This is a genomic window from Streptomyces sp. PA03-1a (assembly GCF_033792805.1).
Classification (GTDB): Bacteria; Actinomycetota; Actinomycetes; order Streptomycetales; family Streptomycetaceae; genus Actinacidiphila.
Window position 1 is genome coordinate 34,388 of the sequence record NZ_JARAVO010000020.1, and the last position, 22,121, is coordinate 56,508.

Annotated in this window: 2 protein-coding genes; both read left to right on the forward strand. The window is 75.4% G+C overall.

Annotated features, from left to right (window positions below):
- Positions 1–24: 24 nt before the first annotated feature.
- On the forward strand, positions 25–21,918 hold the full coding sequence (locus PV341_RS06700) for a non-ribosomal peptide synthase/polyketide synthase (protein WP_500357001.1): 21,894 nt from the start codon (positions 25–27) through the stop codon (positions 21,916–21,918).
- Positions 21,915–22,121, forward strand: a complete 207-nt coding sequence (locus PV341_RS06705) for an MbtH family protein (protein WP_500323618.1) — start codon at positions 21,915–21,917, stop codon at positions 22,119–22,121. Before PV341_RS06700 ends, PV341_RS06705 begins: the two co-directional genes overlap by 4 nt.

Sequence of the window (22,121 nt, forward strand, 5' to 3'; positions counted from 1 at the left end):
GTGTCGGGTAACGAAGAACTGGCGATGGCGGCAAGGGACTTCTGGCGCGAGCGGCTGATTCCGCTCGCACAGGAGACCGTTCTCCCCGTCGACTTCCCCTATCCGCAGCGTCCCGCGGGACCGGCCGCGGTGCGCTCCCGTGCCCTGCCCGGCACGGCCGCGGGTCAGGAACGGCACCTCGCGGCGTACGTCGCCCTGCTCCACCACTACGGCGGCGGGGCCACCGACCTCGTCCTCGCCCACGACGGCGTGCCGCTGCGCGTCGCGCTCACCGCCGACACCACCTTCGCCGGGCTCACCGCGCAGGTGGCCGACGCCGCGGAGCGGGTCCACGCCCACCGCGTCCCGGCCACCGTGCTCGCCGCCGAGCTGGGCGCCGCGGCGACCCGCGGTGGCGGTCTGCTCTGCAACACCGGCTTCGCAGCCGGTGACTGGGCGGGCGGCCCCCTCGACCTCGAACTGCGGGTGGTGTCCGGCGAGATCCACGCCGCCTACCACCCCGGCCTCTTCGAGGCCGCCACCGTCGACCGGATCCTCGGCCACTACGCCACCCTCCTCGCCGACGCCACCGCGCACCCCGACCGCGTCGTCGGCGACCTCGCAACCCTCGACGGGCCGGAGCGGCACCGCGTCCTCCACGAGTGGAACGACACCGGCCACGACGTGCCGCTCGCCACCTGGCCCGCCCTGTTCGCCGAGCAGGTCCGCACCCGGCCCGACGAGACCGCCCTGGTCTTCGAGGACGTCCGCCTCACCTACGCCGAACTCGACGCCCGCGCCAACCGGCTGGCCCACGCCCTCGTCGCCCGGGGCGCCGGCCCCGAGACGGTGGTGGCACTGGCCGTGCCACGCTCGGCCGAGCTGATCGTCGCCGAGGTCGCGGTGCTCAAGTCCGGCGCCGCCTACCTGCCGGTCGACACCGACTACCCCGCCGACCGCGTCGCCTACATGCTCGCCGACGCCACGCCGGTGTGCCTCGTCACCACCGCCGAGGTCGCCGCCGACCTGCCCGGCGAGGTGCCCACGCTGCTCTTGGACGCCCCGGACACCGTCGCCGAGCTCGCCGGGCTGCCGGCCCACGACCCCGAGTCCGGCGGCCGGCTGACGGTCGCGAACGCCGCGTACGTCATCTACACCTCCGGCTCCACCGGCCGGCCCAAGGGTGTCGTCCTCTCCCACGCCGGCGTCGCCAAGCTCGTGGCCACCCAGAGCGAGCGCTTCGGCATCGGCCCCCACAGCCGGGTGCTGCAGTTCGCCTCCCCGAGCTTCGACGTCGCCTTCTGGGACCTGTGCCTCGGCCTGCTCTCCGGCGGACGGCTCGTCGTCGTACCCTCCGAACGACGCGTCCCCGGCCCGCCGCTGGCCGACTACGCGAACGCCCACGGCGTCACCTTCATGATCCTGCCGCCCGCGCTGCTCGCCGCCATGCCCGACGACGTGCACCTGCCCGCGGAGGCCACGCTGCTCGCCGGCACCGAGCGCGTCTCGCCCGAACTCGTCGGCCGCTACGCGCGCGGCCGCATGATGTTCAACGCCTACGGCCCGACCGAGGCGACCACCAACTCCACGCTCGGCCTGTGCGATCCCGACACCCCGGCCGGCACCATCGTGCCCATCGGCGTGCCCGACCCCGGCACCCGCGCCTACGTCCTCGACGCCCGGCTGCGGCCGGTCCCCGCCGGTGTCGCGGGAGAGCTCTACCTCGGCGGCGCCGGGCTGGCCCGCGGCTACCTCGGGCGGCCCGACCTGACGGCCGAGCGCTTCGTCGCCGACCCCTTCGGCGAGCCGGGGGAGCGGCTGTACCGCACCGGCGACCTCGTGCGCTGGAAGTCCGACGGGCGGATGGAGTTCCTCGGCCGCGTCGACAGCCAGGTCAAGATCCGCGGCTTCCGCATCGAGCCCGGCGAGATCGAGTCCGTGCTGCGCGCCCACCCCGGCGTCGCCCAGGCAGCCGTCGTCGTCCGCGAGGACCGGCCCGGCGACCGGCGGCTGGCCGCCTACGTCGTGCCGTCGCTCGACGGCGACGCCGAGGTCGCCGAGTGGAAGGACCTGCACGAACTCCTGTACTCCGCCGCGGGTTCCGAGGGCTTCCGGGAGAACTTCGCCGGCTGGAACAGCATGTACGACGGGCTGCCCATCCCGCTCGCCGACATGCGCGAGTGGCGGACGGCCACCGTCGAGCGCATCGCCGCGCTCGCGCCGCGCCGCGTCCTGGAGATCGGCGTCGGCAGCGGCCTGCTGCTGTCCCGCCTGGCCCCCGGCTGCGAGGCGTACTGGGGCACCGACGTCTCCGAGGAGGCCGTCGCCGCGCTGCGCGCCCAGATCCGCGACGTACCGGAACTCGCCGGGCGCGTCGAGCTGTCGGCCCGCCCCGCGCACGACACCACCGGACTGCCCGCGGGCCACTTCGACGTCGTCGTCATCAACTCCGTCGCCCAGTACTTCCCGGGCGCCGACTACCTCCAGGACGTGCTGCGCAAGGCCGCCGCGCTGCTCGCCCCCAGCGGTGCGATCTTCGTCGGCGACGTGCGCAACCTGCGGCTGCTGCGCACCCTGCGCGCCGCCGTGGAGAGCCGCCGCGGTGCCGGCGACGAGGGCGCCGCCGGTGACGCCGCCGACAAGGAGGCGTTGCGCGCCGCCGTCGACCGCTCGGTGGCGTGGGAGGGCGAACTCCTCGTCGACCCGGACTGGTTCACGGGCCTCGACGGTTTCGCCGCCCAGGTGCGCGTCAAGCGCGGCGTCCACCACAACGAGCTGACCCGCTACCGCTACGACGTCGAACTGCGCCCGGCACCCACCTCGGTGGAACCGGACACGGGTGACGAGATCGCATGGGCGGCCCTCGGCGGCCTCGACGCCCTTGACGCCCGGCTCGCCGCGCGCCCGGAGCGGCTGCGCGTCACCGCCGTGCCCAACGCCCGCCTCACCGAGGACCTCGACGCCCTCGCCGTCCTCGACGACAGCAGCCGCCCCGGCGGCGACGGCGCCGGCAGCGTCGATCCTGAATCGCTGCACGAACTCGCCGCGCGGCACGGCCTGTCCGCCGCCCTGACCTGGACCGGGGACGCCGACGACGGCAGCGTCGACGCCGTCTTCACCGCCGAGGACGCCGACCCGGGCCCGCTGTACCGGCCCGGGGGCGGCCGCCCGCTCGCCAACCGGCCCGCCCCCTTCCGCGACGTCACCGCGCTGATGCGCACGCTGCGCGCGCACGCCGCCGCATTCCTGCCGGAATACATGGTCCCCGCGGCGCTCGTGCCCCTGGACCGACTGCCGGTGACGCCCAGCGGCAAGCTCGACGGCGCCGCCCTGCCCGTCCCCGACTACGCCGCCCTCAGCTCGGGCCGCGCCCCGCGCGACGCCCGCGAGGAGCTGCTGTGCGCCCTGTACGCGCAGGCCCTCGGTGTGCGGACCGTCACGATCGACGACGACTTCTTCGCGCTCGGCGGCGACAGCATCGTGGCGATCCAGCTGCTCGTCCTCGCCCGCCGCGCCGGCCTGCGCCTCACCCCGCGCGAGGTCTTCCGGCACCGCACCGTCGCCGCGCTCGCCGAAGTCGCCCAGGAGGGCGGCCCGGACGACGCCGCCGCGGAGGAGCAGGCCGCGCCCCTGCTGTCCCTGACGGACGCCGAACTGGCCGCGCTGCGCGGCGAACTCGCGGTCACCGTCGACGAGGTGCTGCCGCTCGGCCCGCTGCAGGAGGGCTTCTTCTTCCACGCCCTCGTCGACGGCGCCGACCACGACGCCTACGTCGTGCAGCAGGCCGTGGAGCTGTCAGGACCGGTCGACGGCGCCGCCCTGCGGCGCGCCATGGAACGTCTCCTGGAGCGGCACGCCCCGCTGCGCGCCTGCTTCCGCCAGCTCCCCGACGGCCGGCCCGTCCAGGTCGTCACCAGTGGCGCCGTGCTGCCCTGGCGCGAGGTCGACCTGTCCGCGCAGGAGGACGGCGCGCGCCGCGGCCTCGCGGACGCCGTCGCCGCCGACGAGCGGTCCCGGCTGTTCGACCTCGCGCGGCCGCCGCTGCTGCGCTGCGCGCTCGTCCGCCTGGGCGCGGACCGCAGCCGCCTGCTGCTGACGTTCCACCACATCGTCGCGGACGGCTGGTCGCTGCCCGTCCTCCACCGCGAGCTGATGGCCCTGTACGCGGACGACCCGGCGCCGCTGCCCGCGGTGCCCGCGTACGCCGGCTACCTGCGGCGCATCGCCGCTGCCGACCGGGACGCCGCCCGCGCCGCGTGGCGTACCGCGCTCGCCGGTCTCGAAGGCCCCACGCGTCTGGTGGACGCGCCCGCCGACGGCGGCCCGGTCGAGCCCGCACAGGTCCGCGTGGAGCTCTCCGAGCGCGTCACGGCCCGCCTCGCGGCCCGTGCCCGCGAGCTCGGTGTCACCCTCGGCACCGTCGTGCAGGGCGCCTGGGGCCTGCTGCTGGGCCGGCTGACCGGACAGCAGGACGTCGTCTTCGGCACCACCGTCTCCGGCCGCGACGCCGCCGTCGACGGCATCGACTCCATGGTCGGCCTGTTCATCAACACCCTGCCGACCCGGCTCGCCTGGGACCCGGCCGCCGGCCTCGGCACGCTGCTACGCCGCCTCCAGGACGAGCAGAGCACCCTGCTCGACCACCAGCACCTCGGCCTCGCCGAGATCCAGCGGGCCGCCGGGCACGCGGGCGGCGGCGAACTCTTCGACACCCTCGTCGTCTTCGAGAACTACCCCGCCGAGACCGGCCTCGCCGACCCCTCGGGCACCGTACGCGTCAGCGGCCACGCCTTCCACGACACCGTGCACTATCCGCTCGCGCTCATCGTGAAGCCCGGCCGCCGCATGGACCTGCGGCTCAAGCACCACGCGCGCCGGATCGACGCCGAGGCCGTCCGCGCCCTCGGCGACCGGCTCACGCTGCTGCTGGAAGCCATCGCCGACGATCCCGGCCGCCCGGTCGGCTCCGTCGACCTGCTCACCCCGCACGAGCACGCCACCGCCCACCTCGACGGCGCCGTCCGCGACGTCCCGGCCACGACACTGCCCGCCGCCATCGCCGCGCAGACCGCCCGTACCCCCGGCGCGACCGCCGTCGTGTACGGCGACACCACCCTGACGTACGCCGAACTCGATGCGCGCGCCGAGGCGCTGGCCGCGCGGCTGCGCGCCCGCGGCGCCGGACCGGAGGGCTTCGTCGCCGTCGCCGTCCCCCGCTCGGCGGACCTCATGGTGGCGCTGCTCGGCGTCCTCAAGTCCGGCGCGGCCTACCTGCCTGTCGACCTGGACTACCCCGCCGAGCGCGTCGCCTACATGCTCGCCGACTCCGGCGCCACCACCGTCGTCACCACGGCGGCCGACGCCCCGCGGCTGCCCGCCGTGGAGGGCCTGACGCCGCTGCTGGTCGACGCCCCCGCCGAAGATGCCCAGGGGAACGGTGCCGGTGCGGCGGCCCGGCCCGACGACCCGGCGTACCTGATCTACACCTCCGGCTCCACCGGCCGCCCCAAGGGCGTGGTCGTCACCCACCGCGCCGTGGTCAACCGCCTCGCGTGGACGCAGGGCGAGTACGGCCTGACGGCCGACGACCGCGTCCTGCAGAAGACCCCGTCCAGCTTCGACGTCAGTGTGTGGGAGTTCTTCTGGCCGCTGTGCGAGGGCGCCGCCGTCGTCCTCGCCCGGCCCGACGGGCACCGCGACCCGGCCTACCTCGCCGGGCTCGTCCGCGAACAGGGCGTCACCACCCTGCACTTCGTGCCCTCCATGCTGGAGGCGTTCCTCAGCACGCCGGAGGTGACCGCCGACGCCTCGTGGGCGGCGAGCCTGCGCCGCGTGCTCAGCAGCGGCGAGGCCCTGCCCGGCGCCGCCGCCGCGCGCTGGCAGGCGCTCACCGGGGTGCCGCTGCACAACCTCTACGGGCCCACCGAGGCCGCCGTCGACGTCACCCACCACGCCTTCGACGGCGCCCCGGACACCACCGTGCCCATCGGCCGCCCGGTGTGGAACACGGGCCTGCGCGTGCTGGACGCCTGCCTGCGCCCGGTGCCGGACGGCGTGCCCGGCGAGCTCTACCTGACCGGTGTGCAGCTCGCCCGCGGCTACCACGGCCGCTCCGCGCTCACCGCCGAGCGTTTCGTCGCCGACCCGTACGGCGCGCCCGGCGAGCGGATGTACCGCACCGGCGACCTCGTGCGCCGGCGTTGGGGGTCCCCCCGGCCGGAGGCCGGGGGAGGTGTCGTGGAGTACCTGGGCCGCACCGACCGCCAGGTCAAGCTGCGCGGCAACCGCATCGAGCCCGGCGAGACCGAGGCCGCCCTCGTCCGGCTCCCGGAGGTCGCCCAGGCCGCGGTGACCGTCCGCGAGCAGCGCCTCGTGGCGTACGTCGTCCCGACGCGCGACTCCCGCCCGGACACCGCCGCCCTGCGCGCCGCCGTGGCCGAGCTGCTGCCCGCGCCGCTCGTCCCGGACGCCTTCGTCGTGCTGGACGCGCTGCCGCTGACCCCCAGCGGCAAGCTGGACCGCGCCGCGCTGCCCGCGGCCGAGGCCGAGCGCGCCCCCGCCCGCGCTCCGCGCACCGGCCGCGAGCGCACGCTGACGGAGGTCTTCGCGGCCGTCCTCGGCCTGCCGGACGCCGGCCCCGACGACGACTTCTTCCTCCTCGGCGGCGACAGCATCAGCTCCATAGGCGTCGCCAGCCGCGCCCGCGCCGCCGGTCTCGAACTGACCCCGCGCGACGTCTTCGAGCACCGCACCCCCGCCGCCCTCGCCCTGGCCGCCCGCACCGGCGCCGCCGCCGTGGAGCGCACCGGGCCGGTCCGCCCCGAGCTGACGCCCGGGGAGACCGAGCGCGTCCACCGCACCGCCGGGGGAGCGGTCGCCGGGATCTGGCCGCTCGCCCCGCTCCAGGAAGGCCTGTTCTTCCACTCCGCCTACGACGACGGCGCCCTGGACGTCTACACCGTCCACGAGACCTTCGATTTCGCCGAGCGCCTGGACGAGGACCGGCTGCGCGCCGCCGCCCGCACCCTGCTCGACCGCAACCCGGGGCTCCGCGCCGGGTTCACCAGCGACGGGCTGCGCCAGCCCGTGCAGTTCATCGTCGCCGAGCCCGAAGTGCCGCTGGAGACGGTCGACCTGTCGGCGCTGCCCGCCGCCGAGCAGGAGGCGCGGCTGCGCGCCCTGATGGACGAGGAGCGCACCCGCCGCTTCGACCTGTCCGCGCCGCCCCTGTTCCGCATGCTGCTCGTACGCCGCGGCGCGGAGCTCGGCGACCGCCTCGTCATCGGCCGCCACCTGATCCTGTGGGACGGCTGGTCCGCCTGGCTCTTCCTCGACCAGCTCTTCGCCCTCTACGCGACCGGCGGGGACGACACCAGCCTGCCGCGCCCCGGCTCGTACGGGGACTACCTGGCCTGGCTCGGCACCCAGGACGACGCCGCCGCGACCGCCGCCTGGCGCGCCGCGCTGGCCGGCCTGGAGGAGCCCACCCTGCTCGTGCCGGCCGTTGCCGACGCGGGCCTGGAACCCGTCATCCCCGAGCAGTTGGACGCGCTGCTCCCCGCGGAGCTCGGCGACTCGCTGCGCGAGCGGGCCCGCGCCCACGGCCTCACCCTCAACACGGTGCTCAACGCCGCCTGGGGCCTGACCCTGGCCTCGGCGACCGGCCGCACCGACGTCGTGTTCGGCACGACCGTCGCGGGCCGGCCGGCCGAGGTGCCGGACGTGGAGAACGTCATCGGCATGTTCCTCAACACGGTGCCCGCCCGCGTCGCCCTCGACCCGGCGGAACCCGTCCTCGACCTGCTGCGGCGCATCCAGGGCGAGCGCCTGGAACTGATGCCGTACGAGTACCTGGGCCTGGGTGTGCTGCAGGCCGAGACCGGACACCGGCGGCTGTTCGACACCCTCTTCGTGCTGCGCAACAACGACACCGAGGACCGGCTGGAGCGGCTGCGCGCCGAGCACGGCGCCACCGCCGTCGCCAACGCCGACGCCACGCACTACCCCGTCAACCTGATCGTGACGCCGGGGCAGCGCGTCCTGGTCACCCTCGCGCACCGGCCCGACGTCGTCCCGCACGAGGCCGCCCGCGCGCTGCTGGACCGCTTCACCGTCCTGCTGGAGGGCATGGCGCAGGACCTGACGGCCCCCGTCGGCCGTCTCGACCCGCTGCTGCCCGCCGAACACGCGGCCCTGGAGCGGGAGTGGACCGGCAGCCGGGTCCCGGAGCCCACCGAGACCATCGCCGACCTCCTCGCCGCGCAGGCCGCCCGCACCCCGGACGCCACCGCCCTCGTCTTCGGCGAGCGCACCCTCACCTACGCCGGACTCGACGCCGCCGTGAACCGCACCGCCCGGCTGCTGCTCGCCCGCGGCGCGGGCCCGGAGAAGGTCGTCGCGCTCGGCCTGCCCCGCTCCGCGGAGATGGTCGTGGCCCTCTTCGCGGTGCTGCGGACCGGCGCCGCCTACCTGCCGCTGGAGCTGGACCACCCGGCCGACCGGCTCTCCCTGATGCTGGAGGACGCCCGGCCCCTGCTGCTCCTGACCCACGCGGCTGTCTCGGCCACCCTGGACGCCGGCACCCCGCGGGTCCTGCTCGACGACCCGGCCGTCGCCGACGAGCTGGCGGAGCTGTCCGACGCCCCGGTCGTCGCGGACTTCAGCCTGGAGCACCCCGCGTACGTCATCTACACCTCGGGCTCCACCGGCCGCCCCAAGGGCGTCGTCACCCCCTACCGGGGCCTTACGAACATGCAGCTCAACCACCAGAAGGAGATCTTCGAGCCGGCGATCGCCGCGGCGGGGGGCCGGCGGCTGCGCGTCGCGCACACCGTCTCCTTCGCCTTCGACATGTCGTGGGAGGAGCTGCTGTGGCTCGTCGAGGGTCACGAAGTGCACGTCTGCGACGAGGAGCTGCGGCGTGACGCCCACGCGCTGACCGCCTACTGCGAGCGGCACCGCATCGACGTCGTCAACGTCACTCCGACCTACGCCCGGCTGCTCATCGAGGAGGGCCTGCTCGAAGGGCACGTCCCGCCGCTGGTGCTGCTCGGCGGCGAAGCCGTCCCCGAGACGGTCTGGACGCGGCTGCGCGACACCCCGGGGAGTTACGGCTACAACCTGTACGGCCCGACCGAGTACACCATCAACACCCTCGGCGGCGGCACCCACGACAGCGCCACGCCCACTGTCGGCCGCCCCATCCGCGGCACCCGCGCCCACATCCTCGACGCCTGGCTGCGCCCGGTGCCCGACGGCGTCCCCGGCGAGCTGTACATCGCGGGTGTCGGCCTGGCCCGCGGCTACCTGGACCGGCCCGGCCTGACCGCCGAGCGGTTCGTCGCCGACCCCTTCGGCGAGCCCGGCGAGCGGATGTACCGCACTGGCGACCTGGTGCGGCGCAATGCCGATGGCAACCTGGACTTCCTTGGCCGTACCGACGACCAGGTCAAGATCCGCGGCTACCGCGTCGAGCCCGGCGAGATCGAGACCGCCCTCAGCCGCCACCCGCGCGTCTCGCAGGCCGCCGTCGTCGTCCGCGACGACCGGCTGATCGGCTACGTCGTCCCCGCCCCCGCCGAGGCCGCCGAACGCGAGTCCACCGAGCGCGCCCAGGTCGGCGAGTGGCAGGAGATCTACTCCGACGAGTACGAGGAGATCTCCACCGCCGTCTTCACCGAGGAGTACGCGGGCTGGGACAGCTCCTACGACGGGCGGCCCATCCCCTTCGAGGACATGCACGAGTGGCGCGAGGCCACCCTCGCCCGCATCCGCGAACTGCGCCCGCGCCGCGTCCTGGAGATCGGCGTCGGCTCCGGCCTGCTGCTGTCCCGGCTGGCCCCGGAAGCCGAGGCTTACTGGGCCACCGACTTCGCCGCCCCCGTCATCCGCAAGATCGGCGAGGAGCTGCGGCGGGACCCGGAGCTCGCCGCCAAGGTGGAGCTGCGCTGCCGTCCCGCCGACGACCTGCAGGGGCTGCCCACCGGGTACTTCGACACGATCGTCATCAACTCCGTCATCCAGTACTTCCCCAGCGTGGCCTACCTGGAGTCGGTCGTGCGCGGAGCCATGGAGCTGCTCGTCCCCGGCGGCGCGCTCTTCGTCGGCGACGTCCGCAACCTGCGGCTCGCCCGCACCTTCCACACCGAGATCCAGCGCGCCCGGGGCACCGGCGGAGCGGAGTTCGAGCGGGCCGTGGAACGCGGCCTGCGCCTGGAGAAGGAACTCCTGGTCGACCCCGACTTCTTCGCGCACCTCGGCTACGGCCTCGACCTGCGCACCAAGCGCGGACGCCACCACAACGAGCTGACCCGGCACCGCTACGACGCCGTGCTCTACCGCGGCGAGGCCTCCGTGCGGCTGGGCGATGAGTCCGTGGCGGCGTGGTCGCCCGGTCTTGCCGAGCGGCTGCGCGGGGAGCGGCCCGAACGGCTGCGCCTCACCGGTGTGCCGGACGGCCGCGTCCGTCCGGACGGCGTCGACCCGGAGACCCTGCACGAACTGGCCGCCGACCTCGGCTGCCGCGTGCTCACGACGTGGGGTGCCGAAGCCGGCACCTACGAGGCCGTCCTCGTCCCGGCCGGCACCACCGGCACGACCGCCGGCCTGTACCGGCCGGGCGGCGGCAGCGCCCCGTACGCCAACGACCCGGCGGCGGGCCGCGACGCGAGCGCCCTGGTCCGCGTGCTGCGCGAGGACCTGAAGCGCGAACTGCCCGAGTACATGGTCCCGGCCGCCTTCGTCACCCTCGACCGGCTGCCGATGAACGCCAACGGCAAGCTCGACGTGCGGGCGCTGCCCGACGCCGAGCCGGCCGTGGCCCTCGGCGGCGGACGCGGACCGCGCACCCCGCAGGAAGAGGTGCTGTGCCGTCTGTTCGCCGAGGTGCTGGCCCTGCCGTCGGTGGGCGCCGAGGACGACTTCTTCGACCTGGGCGGCCACTCGCTGCTCGCCACCCGCCTGGTCAGCCGGGCCCGCACCGAGCTCGGCGCCGAACTCGCCATCCGCGACCTCTTCGAGGCCCCGACGCCCGCCCGGCTCGCGGAGCGCGCCGACGCCGGACGGCCCGCCCGCCCCGCGCTCACCGCGGCCGCCGAACGGCCCGCCCTCGTCCCGCTCTCCGCCGCGCAGCGCCGCCTGTGGCTGGTGGAACGCCTCACCGGCGGCGGCGCCGCGTACAACTTCCCGCTCGTGTTCCGGCTGCGCGGCGCCCTGAACACCGACGCCCTGCGCCGGGCCCTGGGCGATGTCGCGGGGCGCCACGAGGCGCTGCGCACCCTGATCGGCGAGCAGGACGGCGAGCCGTACCAGCGGATCGTCCCCGCCGCCGAGGCGCTGCCCGGGTTCAGCGTCGCCGACTGCGCCGGGTCCGAGCTCCCGGGGCTGATCGAGGCCGCCCAGCGCCGCCCCTTCGACCTGGCGACGGAACTGCCGCTGCGCTGCGAGGTGTTCCGGGTCGGCGCCGACGACCACGTGGTGGCCGTCGTACTGCACCACATCACCACCGACGAGTGGTCCGACCGCCCCTTCATGGCGGACCTGACCGCCGCCTACACCGCCCGCGCCGCGGGCTCCGCCCCGGCCTGGCAGCCGCTGCCCGTCCAGTACGCGGACTACACCCTCTGGCAGGAGCGCCTGCTCGGCACCGTCGGTGACACACAGCTCGCCTACTGGACCGAGCGGTTGCGCGACCTGCCCGAGGAGCTGGCGCTGCCGCTCGACCGGCCGCGTCCCGCCGCGCCCACCGGCGCCGGCGCGATCGTGCACGGTGAGGTGCCCGTGGAACTGGGCCGGGAACTGCGGGAGCTGTCCACCGCGACCGGCACCAGCATGTTCATGCTGTTCCAGGCCGCCACCGCCGCGCTGCTGCACCGGCTCGGCGCGGGCGAGGACGTCCCGCTCGGCGCGCCCATCGCCGGCCGTACCGACAGCGGCCTCGACGACCTCGTCGGCTTCTTCGTCAACACCCTCGTGCTGCGCACCGACCTGTCCGGCGACGCGCTGACGTTCCGTCAATTGCTGGGCCGGGTAGGCGAGTCGGCTCTGGAAGCCTTCGAGCACCAGGACATGCCCTTCGACCGGGTCGTGGAGGCGGTGAACCCGCCGCGCGCGGCGGGCCGCAACCCACTGTTCCAGGTGATGCTGGGCTACCACCACCGCCCGGACGGCGACCCCGACGTCTTCGGGCTGCCCACCGAGTGGTTCGACATGGACACCGGCACGGCCAAGTTCGACCTCGACTTCACCTTCGTCGACCACGGCGAGGCACACCCGCTGGCTCTGCTGCTGGAGTACGCGACCGACCTGGCCGACGAGGCCACCGCCGCGCTGCTCGTCGCCCGGCTGGTCCTGCTGCTGCGGCAGGCCGCGGCCCACCCGGACCTCCCGCTGGCGGAGTTCGACCTGCTCACGCCCGCCGAGCACGAGGCCGCCGCCGTCGCCTGGAACGACACCGCGCGGCACGGCGCGGAGACCCGGGCGGTGCCCGAGATACTCGCCGACACCGTCCGGGCCCACCCGGAGCGGACGGCCGTGGTGACCGCCCCCGGCACGCTGACCTTCGCCGAACTGGGCGACCGGGTCGGCGCCCTGGCCGGCCTGGTCCGTGCGCACGGCGCGGCCGAGGGCACGGTGGTGGCCCTCGCGCTGCCGCGGCACGCCATGGTCCCGGCGATCCTCGGCGTGCTCGCCTCGGGCGCCGCCTACCTGCCGCTCGATCCCGCCCTGCCCGCCGACCGGCTGGAGTTCATGCTCCGCGACGCGGGCCCGGTCTGCCTGCTCACCACCGCCGACCTCGCCGAACGCCTTCCGGCAACGCCGGGCGTCGCGCGGCTGCTGCTCGACGGGCCGCTGCCCGAAGCCGAGTTCGCACGCCCGGCCGGGTACCCGGCGCTGGGGGCCGCATACACCATCTACACCTCCGGCTCCACCGGTACCCCCAAGGGCGTCGTCGGCACCCACCGGGGCCTGTCCAACCTCTTCGGCGCCCACCTGCGCGACATGGTCGAACCGGCGGTCCGTGCCACCGGCCGCGACGTCCTGAAGGCCGCGCACACCGCCTCGTTCAGCTTCGACGCCTCCTGGGACCCGCTGCTGTGGCTGCTGGCGGGCCACGAACTGCACGTCGTGGACGAGACCACGATGACGGAACCGGCCGCGCTCCTCGCGCACCTGGCGGAGACCGGAGCCGACTACGTCGACCTCACCCCGACCTACCTGGGCGAGCTGACCCACCACGGCTTCCTCGCCGCGGGCGGCTACGCGCCCGCCGTCCTCACCGTCGGCGGCGAGGCCACCCCGCCCGCCCTGTGGCAGCGGCTGTCCGAGCTCCCCGGCACCCAGGTGCACGACCTGTACGGGCCCACCGAGGCCTCCGTCGACGCCTACGGACGCCACAGCGGGGCCCGGGAGTGGGCGGCGCCGCTGGACAACACCCGCGCGTACGTCCTCGACGAGCGGCTGCGCCCGGCACCGCTCGGCGTGCCAGGCGAGCTCTACCTCGCCGGAGCGGGCCTGGCCCGCGGCTACCTCGGCCGGCCGGACCTGACGGCCGAGCGGTTCGTGGCCGACCCGTACGGCACCCCCGGCGAGCGCATGTACCGCACGGGCGACCTGGCGCGACGCCGGGCCGACAGCACCCTTGAGTACCTGGGCCGTACCGACGACCAGGTCAAGATCCGCGGCTTCCGCGTGGAGCCCGGTGAGATCGAGTCCGTCCTCACCGCCGATCCCGGTGTGTCCACGGCCGCCGTCGTCGTCCGCGAGGACACCCCCGGCGTGCCGCGCCTCGTCGCGTACGTCGTCCCCGCCCCCGGCCACGATCCCGGCCACGAGCCCGACCCCGCCGCGCTGCGCGCCCGTGTCGCCGCCGCGCTGCCCGAGCACATGGTGCCCGCCGCGTTCGTGCACCTGGCGGCGCTGCCGCGCACCGTCAACGGCAAGCTGGACCGGGCCGCGCTGCCCGCGCCCGACCTGTCGTCGGCGGTCGGCGGACGGCTGCCCCGCACCCCGCGTGAAGAGCTGCTCGCCGAGCAGTTCGCCGCCGTGCTGGGCCTGGAACGGGTCGGCATCGACGACGACTTCTTCGTCCTCGGCGGCCACTCGCTGCTCGCGATGCGCCTGATCAGCCGCATCCGTACCGCGCTCGGTATCGGGGTGACGCTGCGCGCCGTCTTCGACGCGCCCACCGTCGCCCGGCTCGCCGCCCTGCTGGACGGTCAGGGCGCGCAGGAGCGTCCGGCCCTGACCGCGGGCCGCGCCCTGCCCGAGCGGCTGCCGCTCTCCTCGGCCCAGTGCCGGCTGTGGCTGCTGCACCAGGTCGACGCCGCCGACCCCTCGTACAACCTCCCGGCCGCCTGGCGCCTGACCGGCGCCCTGGACCGTGCCGCGCTGGAGGCGGCGCTGAACGACCTCGTCGCCCGCCACACCACCCTGCGCACGCTCTTCCCGGCCGTGGACGGCGTGCCCCACCAGCACGTCCTGGCGCCGGAGCGGGCGCGCGTGACGCTCGGCACCGCGGCCCCGGACGAGCTGCCCCGGATCGCCGTACGGCCGTTCGACCTGGAACGCGAACTGCCGCTGCGCGCCCACCTGTCCGCGACCGGTCCTGACGAGCACCTGCTGCTGCTCGTGCTGCACCACATCGCCACCGACGAGTGGTCCGACCGGGCCCTGCTCGCCGACCTCGGCACCGCCTACGCCGCGCGCGCCGCGGGCCACGGCCCCGACTGGGGGCCGCTGCCGGTGAGTTACGCCGACTACACGCTCTGGCAGCGCGAGCTGCTGGAGCACTCCGGCGACGGCCTGCTCGCCTACTGGACGGAGACCCTGCGCGGCCTCCCCGAGGAACTGGCGCTGCCCACCGACCGGCAGCGCCCCCAGGAGTCCTCGCACACCGGCGGCACCGTGGGCTTCACGATCCGGCCCGAGCTGGAACGCGCCCTGCGCGCGCTCGCCCGCCGCGAGGGCGCCAGCATGTTCATGGTCTCCCAGGCCGCCGTCGCCGCCCTGCTGCACCGGCTCGGCGCGGGCGAGGACATCCCGCTCGGCGCGCCCGTCTCCGGACGCGCGGACGAGCGCCTGGAGGACCTCGTCGGTTTCTTCGTCAACTCCCTCGTGCTGCGCACCGACCTGTCCGGCGAGCCCGGCTTCGCGGAGCTGCTGCGCCGCGTCCGGACGGCCGACCTCGCCGCGTACGAGCACCAGGAGCTGCCCTTCGAGCGGCTGGTCGAAGCCCTCAACCCGGGCCGTTCGCTGGCCCGGCACCCGCTCTTCCAGGTGATGGTCGTCCATCTCGCCGAGCGCGCCGGCACCCCCGTGCTGCCGGGCCTCACCGCACGCCCGGAGCCGGTCGGCCAGGACACCGCCAAGTTCGACCTCAGCTTCGACTTCGTCGAGCAGGGCGAGGGCAACGGCATCCAGGGCTGGATCGAGTACAGCGCCGACCTCTTCGACCGGCCGACCGCCGAACTCCTCGCCCGCCGCATGGAACGCCTGCTGGAGCAGGCCGCCGCCGCACCCGAGCGGCCCGTCGGGCACCTGGACGTACTGGAGGACGACGAACGCACCCGCGTCCTGGGGGAGTGGAACGCCACCGGCCACGCCGTGCCCGGCCTCACCCTCCCCGAGCTGTTCCGCGCCCAGGCCGCCGCGACCCCGTCCGCGCCCGCGCTGCTGGTGGAGGACACCCCGGTCGGGTACGCGGAGCTGGAGGCCCGCGTCGAACGCCTCGCCCACGTCCTCGCGGGCGCGGGCGTCGGCCCGGAGTCCACGGTGGCCGTCGCGCTGCCGCGTTCGGCGGCCCTGGTCGTCACCCTGCTCGCCGTCCACCGCGCGGGCGGCGCCTACCTGCCGCTCGACACCGACTACCCGGCGGAGCGGCTGGCGTTCATGCTCGCCGACGCCCGTCCGGTGTGCGTGGTGACCACCGACGGCGTCGACCTGCCGGACACCGACGCGCCGCGCCTCCTGGTCGACGCCGACGGCGCCGCGGCGGCGGACGCCGCCACCGGCCCGCTCCCGCAGGCGTACGACCCGCGCCGGCCCGCCTACGTCATTTACACCTCCGGCTCGACCGGCCGCCCCAAGGGCGTCGTCATACCGCAGGAGGGCATCGTCAACCGCCTGCTGTGGATGCAGGACACCTACGGCCTGACCGCCGACGACCGCGTGCTGCAGAAGACGCCGTCGAGCTTCGACGTGTCGGTCTGGGAGTTCTTCTGGCCGCTGATCACCGGCGCGACGCTCGTCGTGGCCCGCCCCGAGGGCCACAAGGACCCGGCCTACCTCGCCAGGCTGATCCAGGACAGCGGCGTCACCACGGCGCACTTCGTGCCGTCGATGCTGCGCGCCTTCCTCGACGAGCCGGCCGCGGCCGGCTGCACGGGGCTGCGCCGTGTGGTCTGCAGCGGCGAGGCGCTGCCCGCCCCGCTCGCCGCCCGTTTCCACGAGGTGCTGGGCACGGCCGGGCTGCACAACCTGTACGGCCCCACGGAGGCGTCCGTCGACGTCACCGCCCGGCACGTCACGCCGGGGGCCACCGCCGTCCCGATCGGCCGCCCGGTGTGGAACACCCGCACCTATGTGCTGGACGCCTCGCTGCGCCCGGTTCCCCCGGGCGTGCCGGGTGAGCTGTACCTCGCGGGCGTGCAGCTGGCGCGCGGCTACCTCGGCCGGCCCGGGCTGACCGCCGAACGGTTCGTCGCCGACCCGTACGGGGAGCCAGGGAGCCGGATGTACCGCACCGGCGACCTGGCGCGCTGGACGCGCGAGGGAGAGCTGGACTACCTGGGCCGCGTCGACGACCAGGTCAAGCTGCGCGGCTTCCGCGTCGAACCGGGCGAGATCGAGGGAGTGCTGACCGGGCATCCCGCGGTCGCCTCGGCCACCGTCCTGCTGCGCGACGAGCGCCTGGTGGCGTACGTCGTCCCCGCCCCGGGACGGGACGCCGGCACGGCGGCGCTGCGCGCCCACGCGGCCGCCGCGCTGCCGGAGCACATGGTGCCCGCCGCCTTCGTGGTCCTGGACGAGCTCCCGCTCACGCCGAACGGCAAGCTCGACCGCGCGGCCCTGCCCGCGCCGGACTTCGCCGCCCAGGTCACCGCGACCGCGCCCCGCACCCCGCGCGAGGAGCGCATGTGCGAGCTCGTCGCCGCCGTCCTCGGCCTCGAACGGGTCGGCGCCGACGACGACTTCTTCACCCTCGGCGGCGACAGCATCGTCGCCATGCAGCTCGTGGTCCGGGCCCGCGCCGCCGGGCTGACGATCACGCCGCGCGACGTCTTCCGCCACAAGACCCCCGCGGGCCTGGCGGCCGTCGCCGTCGACACCGTCCGCGAGGACACCGCCGACGACAACGAGCTGCTGCCCGGCCTCACCGACGCCGAGCGCGCCGAACTTCCCGGCGCCGGAGCGGCCGAGCTGCTGCCGCTCACCCCGCTCCAGGCCGGCCTGCTCTTCCACGCCTCCTTCGACTCCGGCGACCAGGGCCCCGATGTCTACACCGTCCAGGTGTCGTACGACATCGAGGGCGAGCCCGACCCCGAGCGGCTGCGCGCCGCCGGGCAGGCCCTGCTCGACCGGCACGAGAGCCTGCGCGCGGGCTTCCGCTACTTGTCCTCCGGCCGCCCGGTGGCCGTCGTGCCGCGCTCGGTGCCGCTGCCGTGGCGCCACGTCGACCTCACCGCCGTCCCGGACGCCGGGCAGGAGTGGGAGCGTCTGCTGCTGCAGGAACGCCGCCGCTTCGACCCCGCCGAACCGCCGCTGCTGCGGCTGCTGCTGGCCAGGACGGGCGAGGGAGCCCACCGCCTCGTCCTGTCCCACCAGCACCTGCTGCTCGACGGCTGGTCGGTGCCCCGCCTGATGGCGGAGCTGACCGCCCTCTACGACGGGGCCACCCCGCCCGCCGGCGCCCCCTACCGCGACTACCTGCGCTGGCTCGCCGCGCAGGACACGGCGGCCTCCGCGGCCGCCTGGGCCGCGGCCCTGGACGCGCTGGAGGAGCCCACCCACCTGGTGCCCGCCGACGCAGGCCGGGCGCCGGTCGTGCCGCTCACCCACACCGTCGAGGCCGACGAGGAGCTGACGGGGGCGCTGGGCGCGCTCGCCCGGCGCCGCGGGCTCACCGTCAACACCCTCGTGCAGGCCGCCTGGTCGGTCGTGCTGTCCCGGCTGACCGGCCGCGACGATGTGGTGTTCGGCGCGACGGTCGCGGGCCGTCCGCCGGAGCTGGACGGCGTCGAGTCCATGATCGGCCTGTTCATCAACACCGTGCCCGTACGCGTCCGGCTGCACCCGCAGGAGCCGGTCGGCGCCCTGCTGGACCGCCTCCAGGACGAGCAGTCACGCCTGCTGCCGCACCAGCACCTGGGCCTCGCCGACATCCAGCGCGGCGCCGGGCTCGGCGACCTCTTCGACACGCTGATGGTCTTCGAGTCCTACCCGGTGGCGGAGGAGACGGGGGGCGTCGACGAGGCAGCCCTGCGCCTGTCGGTGCGCGAGCACGAGGACTCCACGCACTACCCGTTCGCCTGGGCCGTCGAACCCGACGAACGCCTGCGCCTGACGGCCGAGTTCCGCCCCGACCTGTTCACCCCGGCCGCCGCCGGGCGCATCGCCTCGGCGATGCTCTCCGTCCTGTCGGCGATGGCCGCCGACCCGGACGCCGCCGTCGGCCGCATCGACATCCTCAGCGACGCCGACCGGCGCCTGCTGCTGGAGACCTGGAACGACACGGCCCTGCTCCCGCGGGCCGGCCACGCCACCGTCCCCGCCCTCTTCGCGGCGCAGGCCGCCGCGTCCCCGGACGCGGTCGCCGTCACCGACCCGTCCGTGACGTGGACCTTCGCCGAACTGGCCGCACGCACCGACCGGCTGGCCCGCGTGCTGGCCGGCGCGGGCGCGCGCCCCGAGGGCATCGTGGCGCTGGCGCTGCCCCGTACCGCCGACCACATCACGGCGATCCTGGCCGTCATGACGGCGGGCGCCGCCTACCTGCCCGTCGACCCCGACCTGCCCGCCGACCGCGTGCTCGACATGCTCGCCGACGCGGCGCCGCGGCTGATCCTCACCACGCGGGAACTCGCCGCGTCCCTGCCGGACACCGGCGTCCCGGTGCTGCACCTGGACGCCCTCGACGGGCTGCCCGAGGCGGCCCCGCAGGCACCGGCCCCCGACCACCCGGCGTACGTCATCTACACCTCGGGCTCGACGGGCCGCCCCAAGGGCGTCGTCGTCACCCAGCGCAGTCTCGCCAACCTCTTCCACAGCCACCGCCACGACCTCCACGACCGCGCCAAGGAGCTGACCGGGCGCCGCCACCTGCGGGTCGGCCACGCCTGGTCGTTCTCCTTCGACGCGTCCTGGCAGCCGCAGCTGTGGCTGCTGGACGGGCACGCGCTGCACATCGTGGACGACGAGACGCGCCGCGACGCGGAGCAGCTCGCCGCCCTGATCCGCGCCGAGGGGCTGGACTTCATCGAGGTCACCCCGTCGCTGCTCGCCCAGATGGCGGAAGCCGGACTGATCCGCGACGGGAACTGTCCGCTGGCGGTGGTCGGCGTCGGCGGCGAGGCCGTGCCGGACGCCCTCTGGTCGCGCCTGGCGGCGCTGGAGTCCACCGAGGCCTTCAACCTGTACGGGCCCACCGAGGCCACCGTCGACGCCCTCGTCGGGCGGGTCGCCGACAGCGACCGGCCCGTCGTGGGCCGCGCCGTGCGGGGCACGCGGGCCTACGTCCTGGACGGCTCGCTGCGCATGGTCCCGCCCGGCGTCACCGGCGAGCTGTACCTGTCCGGCGCCGGGCTCGCCCGCGGCTACCTGGGCCGCCCCGACCTGACGGCCGAGCGCTTCGTCGCCGACCCGTACGGCCCGCCCGGCGCCCGGATGTACCGCACCGGCGACCTCGCGCGGTCGACGGAGGAAGGGCAGCTGGAGTACGCCGGCCGCTCCGACGACCAGGTCAAGATCCGCGGCTACCGGGTCGAGCTCGCCGAGGTCGAGACCGCCCTCGCCGCGCACGGCACCGTCGCCCAGGTCGTCGTCACCGCCCGCGAGGACCGCCCCCGCGTACGGCAGCTGGTCGGCTACGTCGTCCCCGCCGGGGGCCGCACCGCCGACCCCGCCGCCCTGCGCGCCCACGTGGCGGCGGGCCTGCCGGAGTACATGGTCCCGGCCGCCGTGGTCGTCCTGGAGCGGCTGCCGCTGCTGTCCAACGGCAAGCTGGACCGCAAGGCGCTGCCCGCCCCCGACTTCACCGCGGGCACGGGCGGCCGCAGGCCCGGCAACGACACCGAACGCACCCTGTGCGGCCTCGTCGCCGAGGTACTGGGACTGCCCGCCGAGGCCGTCGGCACCGACGACGACTTCTTCGCCCTCGGGGGCGACAGCATCGTCGCGATGCAGTTCGTCAGCCGGGCCCGGGCGGCAGGGCTGCGGATCACCCCCCGTCAGGTGTTCCAGCACCGCGACGTGGCCTCGCTCGCCGAGGTCGCCGTCCCGCTCGCGGGCGACGAGCTGGTCCGCACCCACGACGACGGCACCGGTCTCGTCCCGCTCACCCCGATCATGCACGCCCTGCGCGAGCGCGGCGGCCCCATCTGGGGCTACCACCAGGCCGCCTTCCTGCAGACCCCGGCGGACCTGGACGAGGACGGCCTGCTGGCGGTCCTGCGCGCCGTGGCCGACCGGCACGACATGCTCCGCGCCCGCCTGGAACGCACCCGCACCCAGCCGTGCCACAGGGGCGACAGCGGCGAGCAGTGGGCGCTGCGCGTGCCCGCCCCGGGCACCGTCGACGTGGCGTCCTGGCTCGCCCGCGCAGACGTCTCCGGCGCGGACGACACCGCGCTGCGGGAGGCGATCTCCGCCCACGCGGTCACCGCGCGCGCCGGACTCGACCCCGACACCGGCGACATGGTGCGCGCGGTGTGGTTCGACGCCGGGCCCGGACGTCCGGGACGGCTGCTGGTGCTCCTGCACCACCTCGTCGTCGACGGCGTGACCTGGCGCATCCTGCTCCCCGACCTCGAGACCGCCTGGGCGGCCGTCGCGGCGGGCCGCGCACCGGAGCTGCCCCCCGTGGACGTCTCCTTCCGCCGCTGGTCCGAACTTCTCACCGCCCGCGCCCTCGACCCCTCCCGCGAGGACGAACTGCCCCGGTGGACCTCGGTCCTCGCGGACGGCGCGGGCCTGCCGCTGGCCCGGCCGCTGGACACGGCACGCGACACCGTGGAGAGCACCCGCTACCTGTCGCTGACCCTGCCCGCCGAGGTCACCGGGCCGCTGCTCGGGCGCGTGCCCGCAGCGTACGGCGCGAGCGTCAACGACGTGCTGCTGACCGCCTTCGCGCAGGCCGTCGCCGACTGGCGGACCCGCCTGCTCGGCGCGGAGCCCGGCACCGCCGTCCTCGTCGACCTCGAAGGCCACGGCCGCGAGGAGGAACTCGCCGGCAACGCCGACCTGTCCCGCACCATCGGCTGGTTCACCAGCGTCGTACCGGTCCGCCTCGACCCGGGCCCGGCGGGCCCCGACCCCGACGAGGCAGTCGCCCGCGTCCGCGAGCACCTGACGGGCCTGTCCACCGGCGGCGTCGGACACGGCCTGCTGCGGTACCTCAACCCGGTCACCGGTCCGGAGCTGGCCCGGCTCACCGAGCCGCAGATCGAGTTCAACTACATGGGCCGCTTCGACGTCCCCGAGGCCGCCGACTGGTCGTACGCGCCGGAGGGCGACGCCGCCGACCTCGACGCCGACCCCGGGATGCCGATGTCCCACGCCCTCACCCTCAACGCCCTCACCGAGGACCGCCCCGGCGGCCCCGAGCTGAGCGCCCACTGGGCCTACGCCGGCGAACTCCTCACCGAGGAGGCCGTCCGGGATCTGGCGCAGACCTGGTTCCGGGCCCTTGAGGCCCTGGTCACACGGAAGGAAACCACCCGATGAGCAGCAACCCCTTCGAGAACCCCGACGGCGTCTACTCCGTCCTGGTCAACGCCGAGGGCCAGCACAGCCTGTGGCCGGACTTCGTCGCCGTCCCGGCCGGCTGGACCGTCGCCCACGGCCCGGCCGCCCGCCAGGAATGCCTGGAGTACATCGAGACCAACTGGACGGACCTGCGCCCGAAGAGCCTCGTCGAAGGCCGCTGA

Excerpts from the sequence above, each read along its gene's own strand:
- PV341_RS06700 (WP_500357001.1), top strand. The coding sequence starts at position 25 with ATGGCGGCAAGGGACTTCTGGCGCGAGCGGCTGATTCCGCTCGCACAG.
- PV341_RS06705 (WP_500323618.1), top strand. The coding sequence starts at position 21,915 with ATGAGCAGCAACCCCTTCGAGAACCCCGACGGCGTCTACTCCGTCCTG.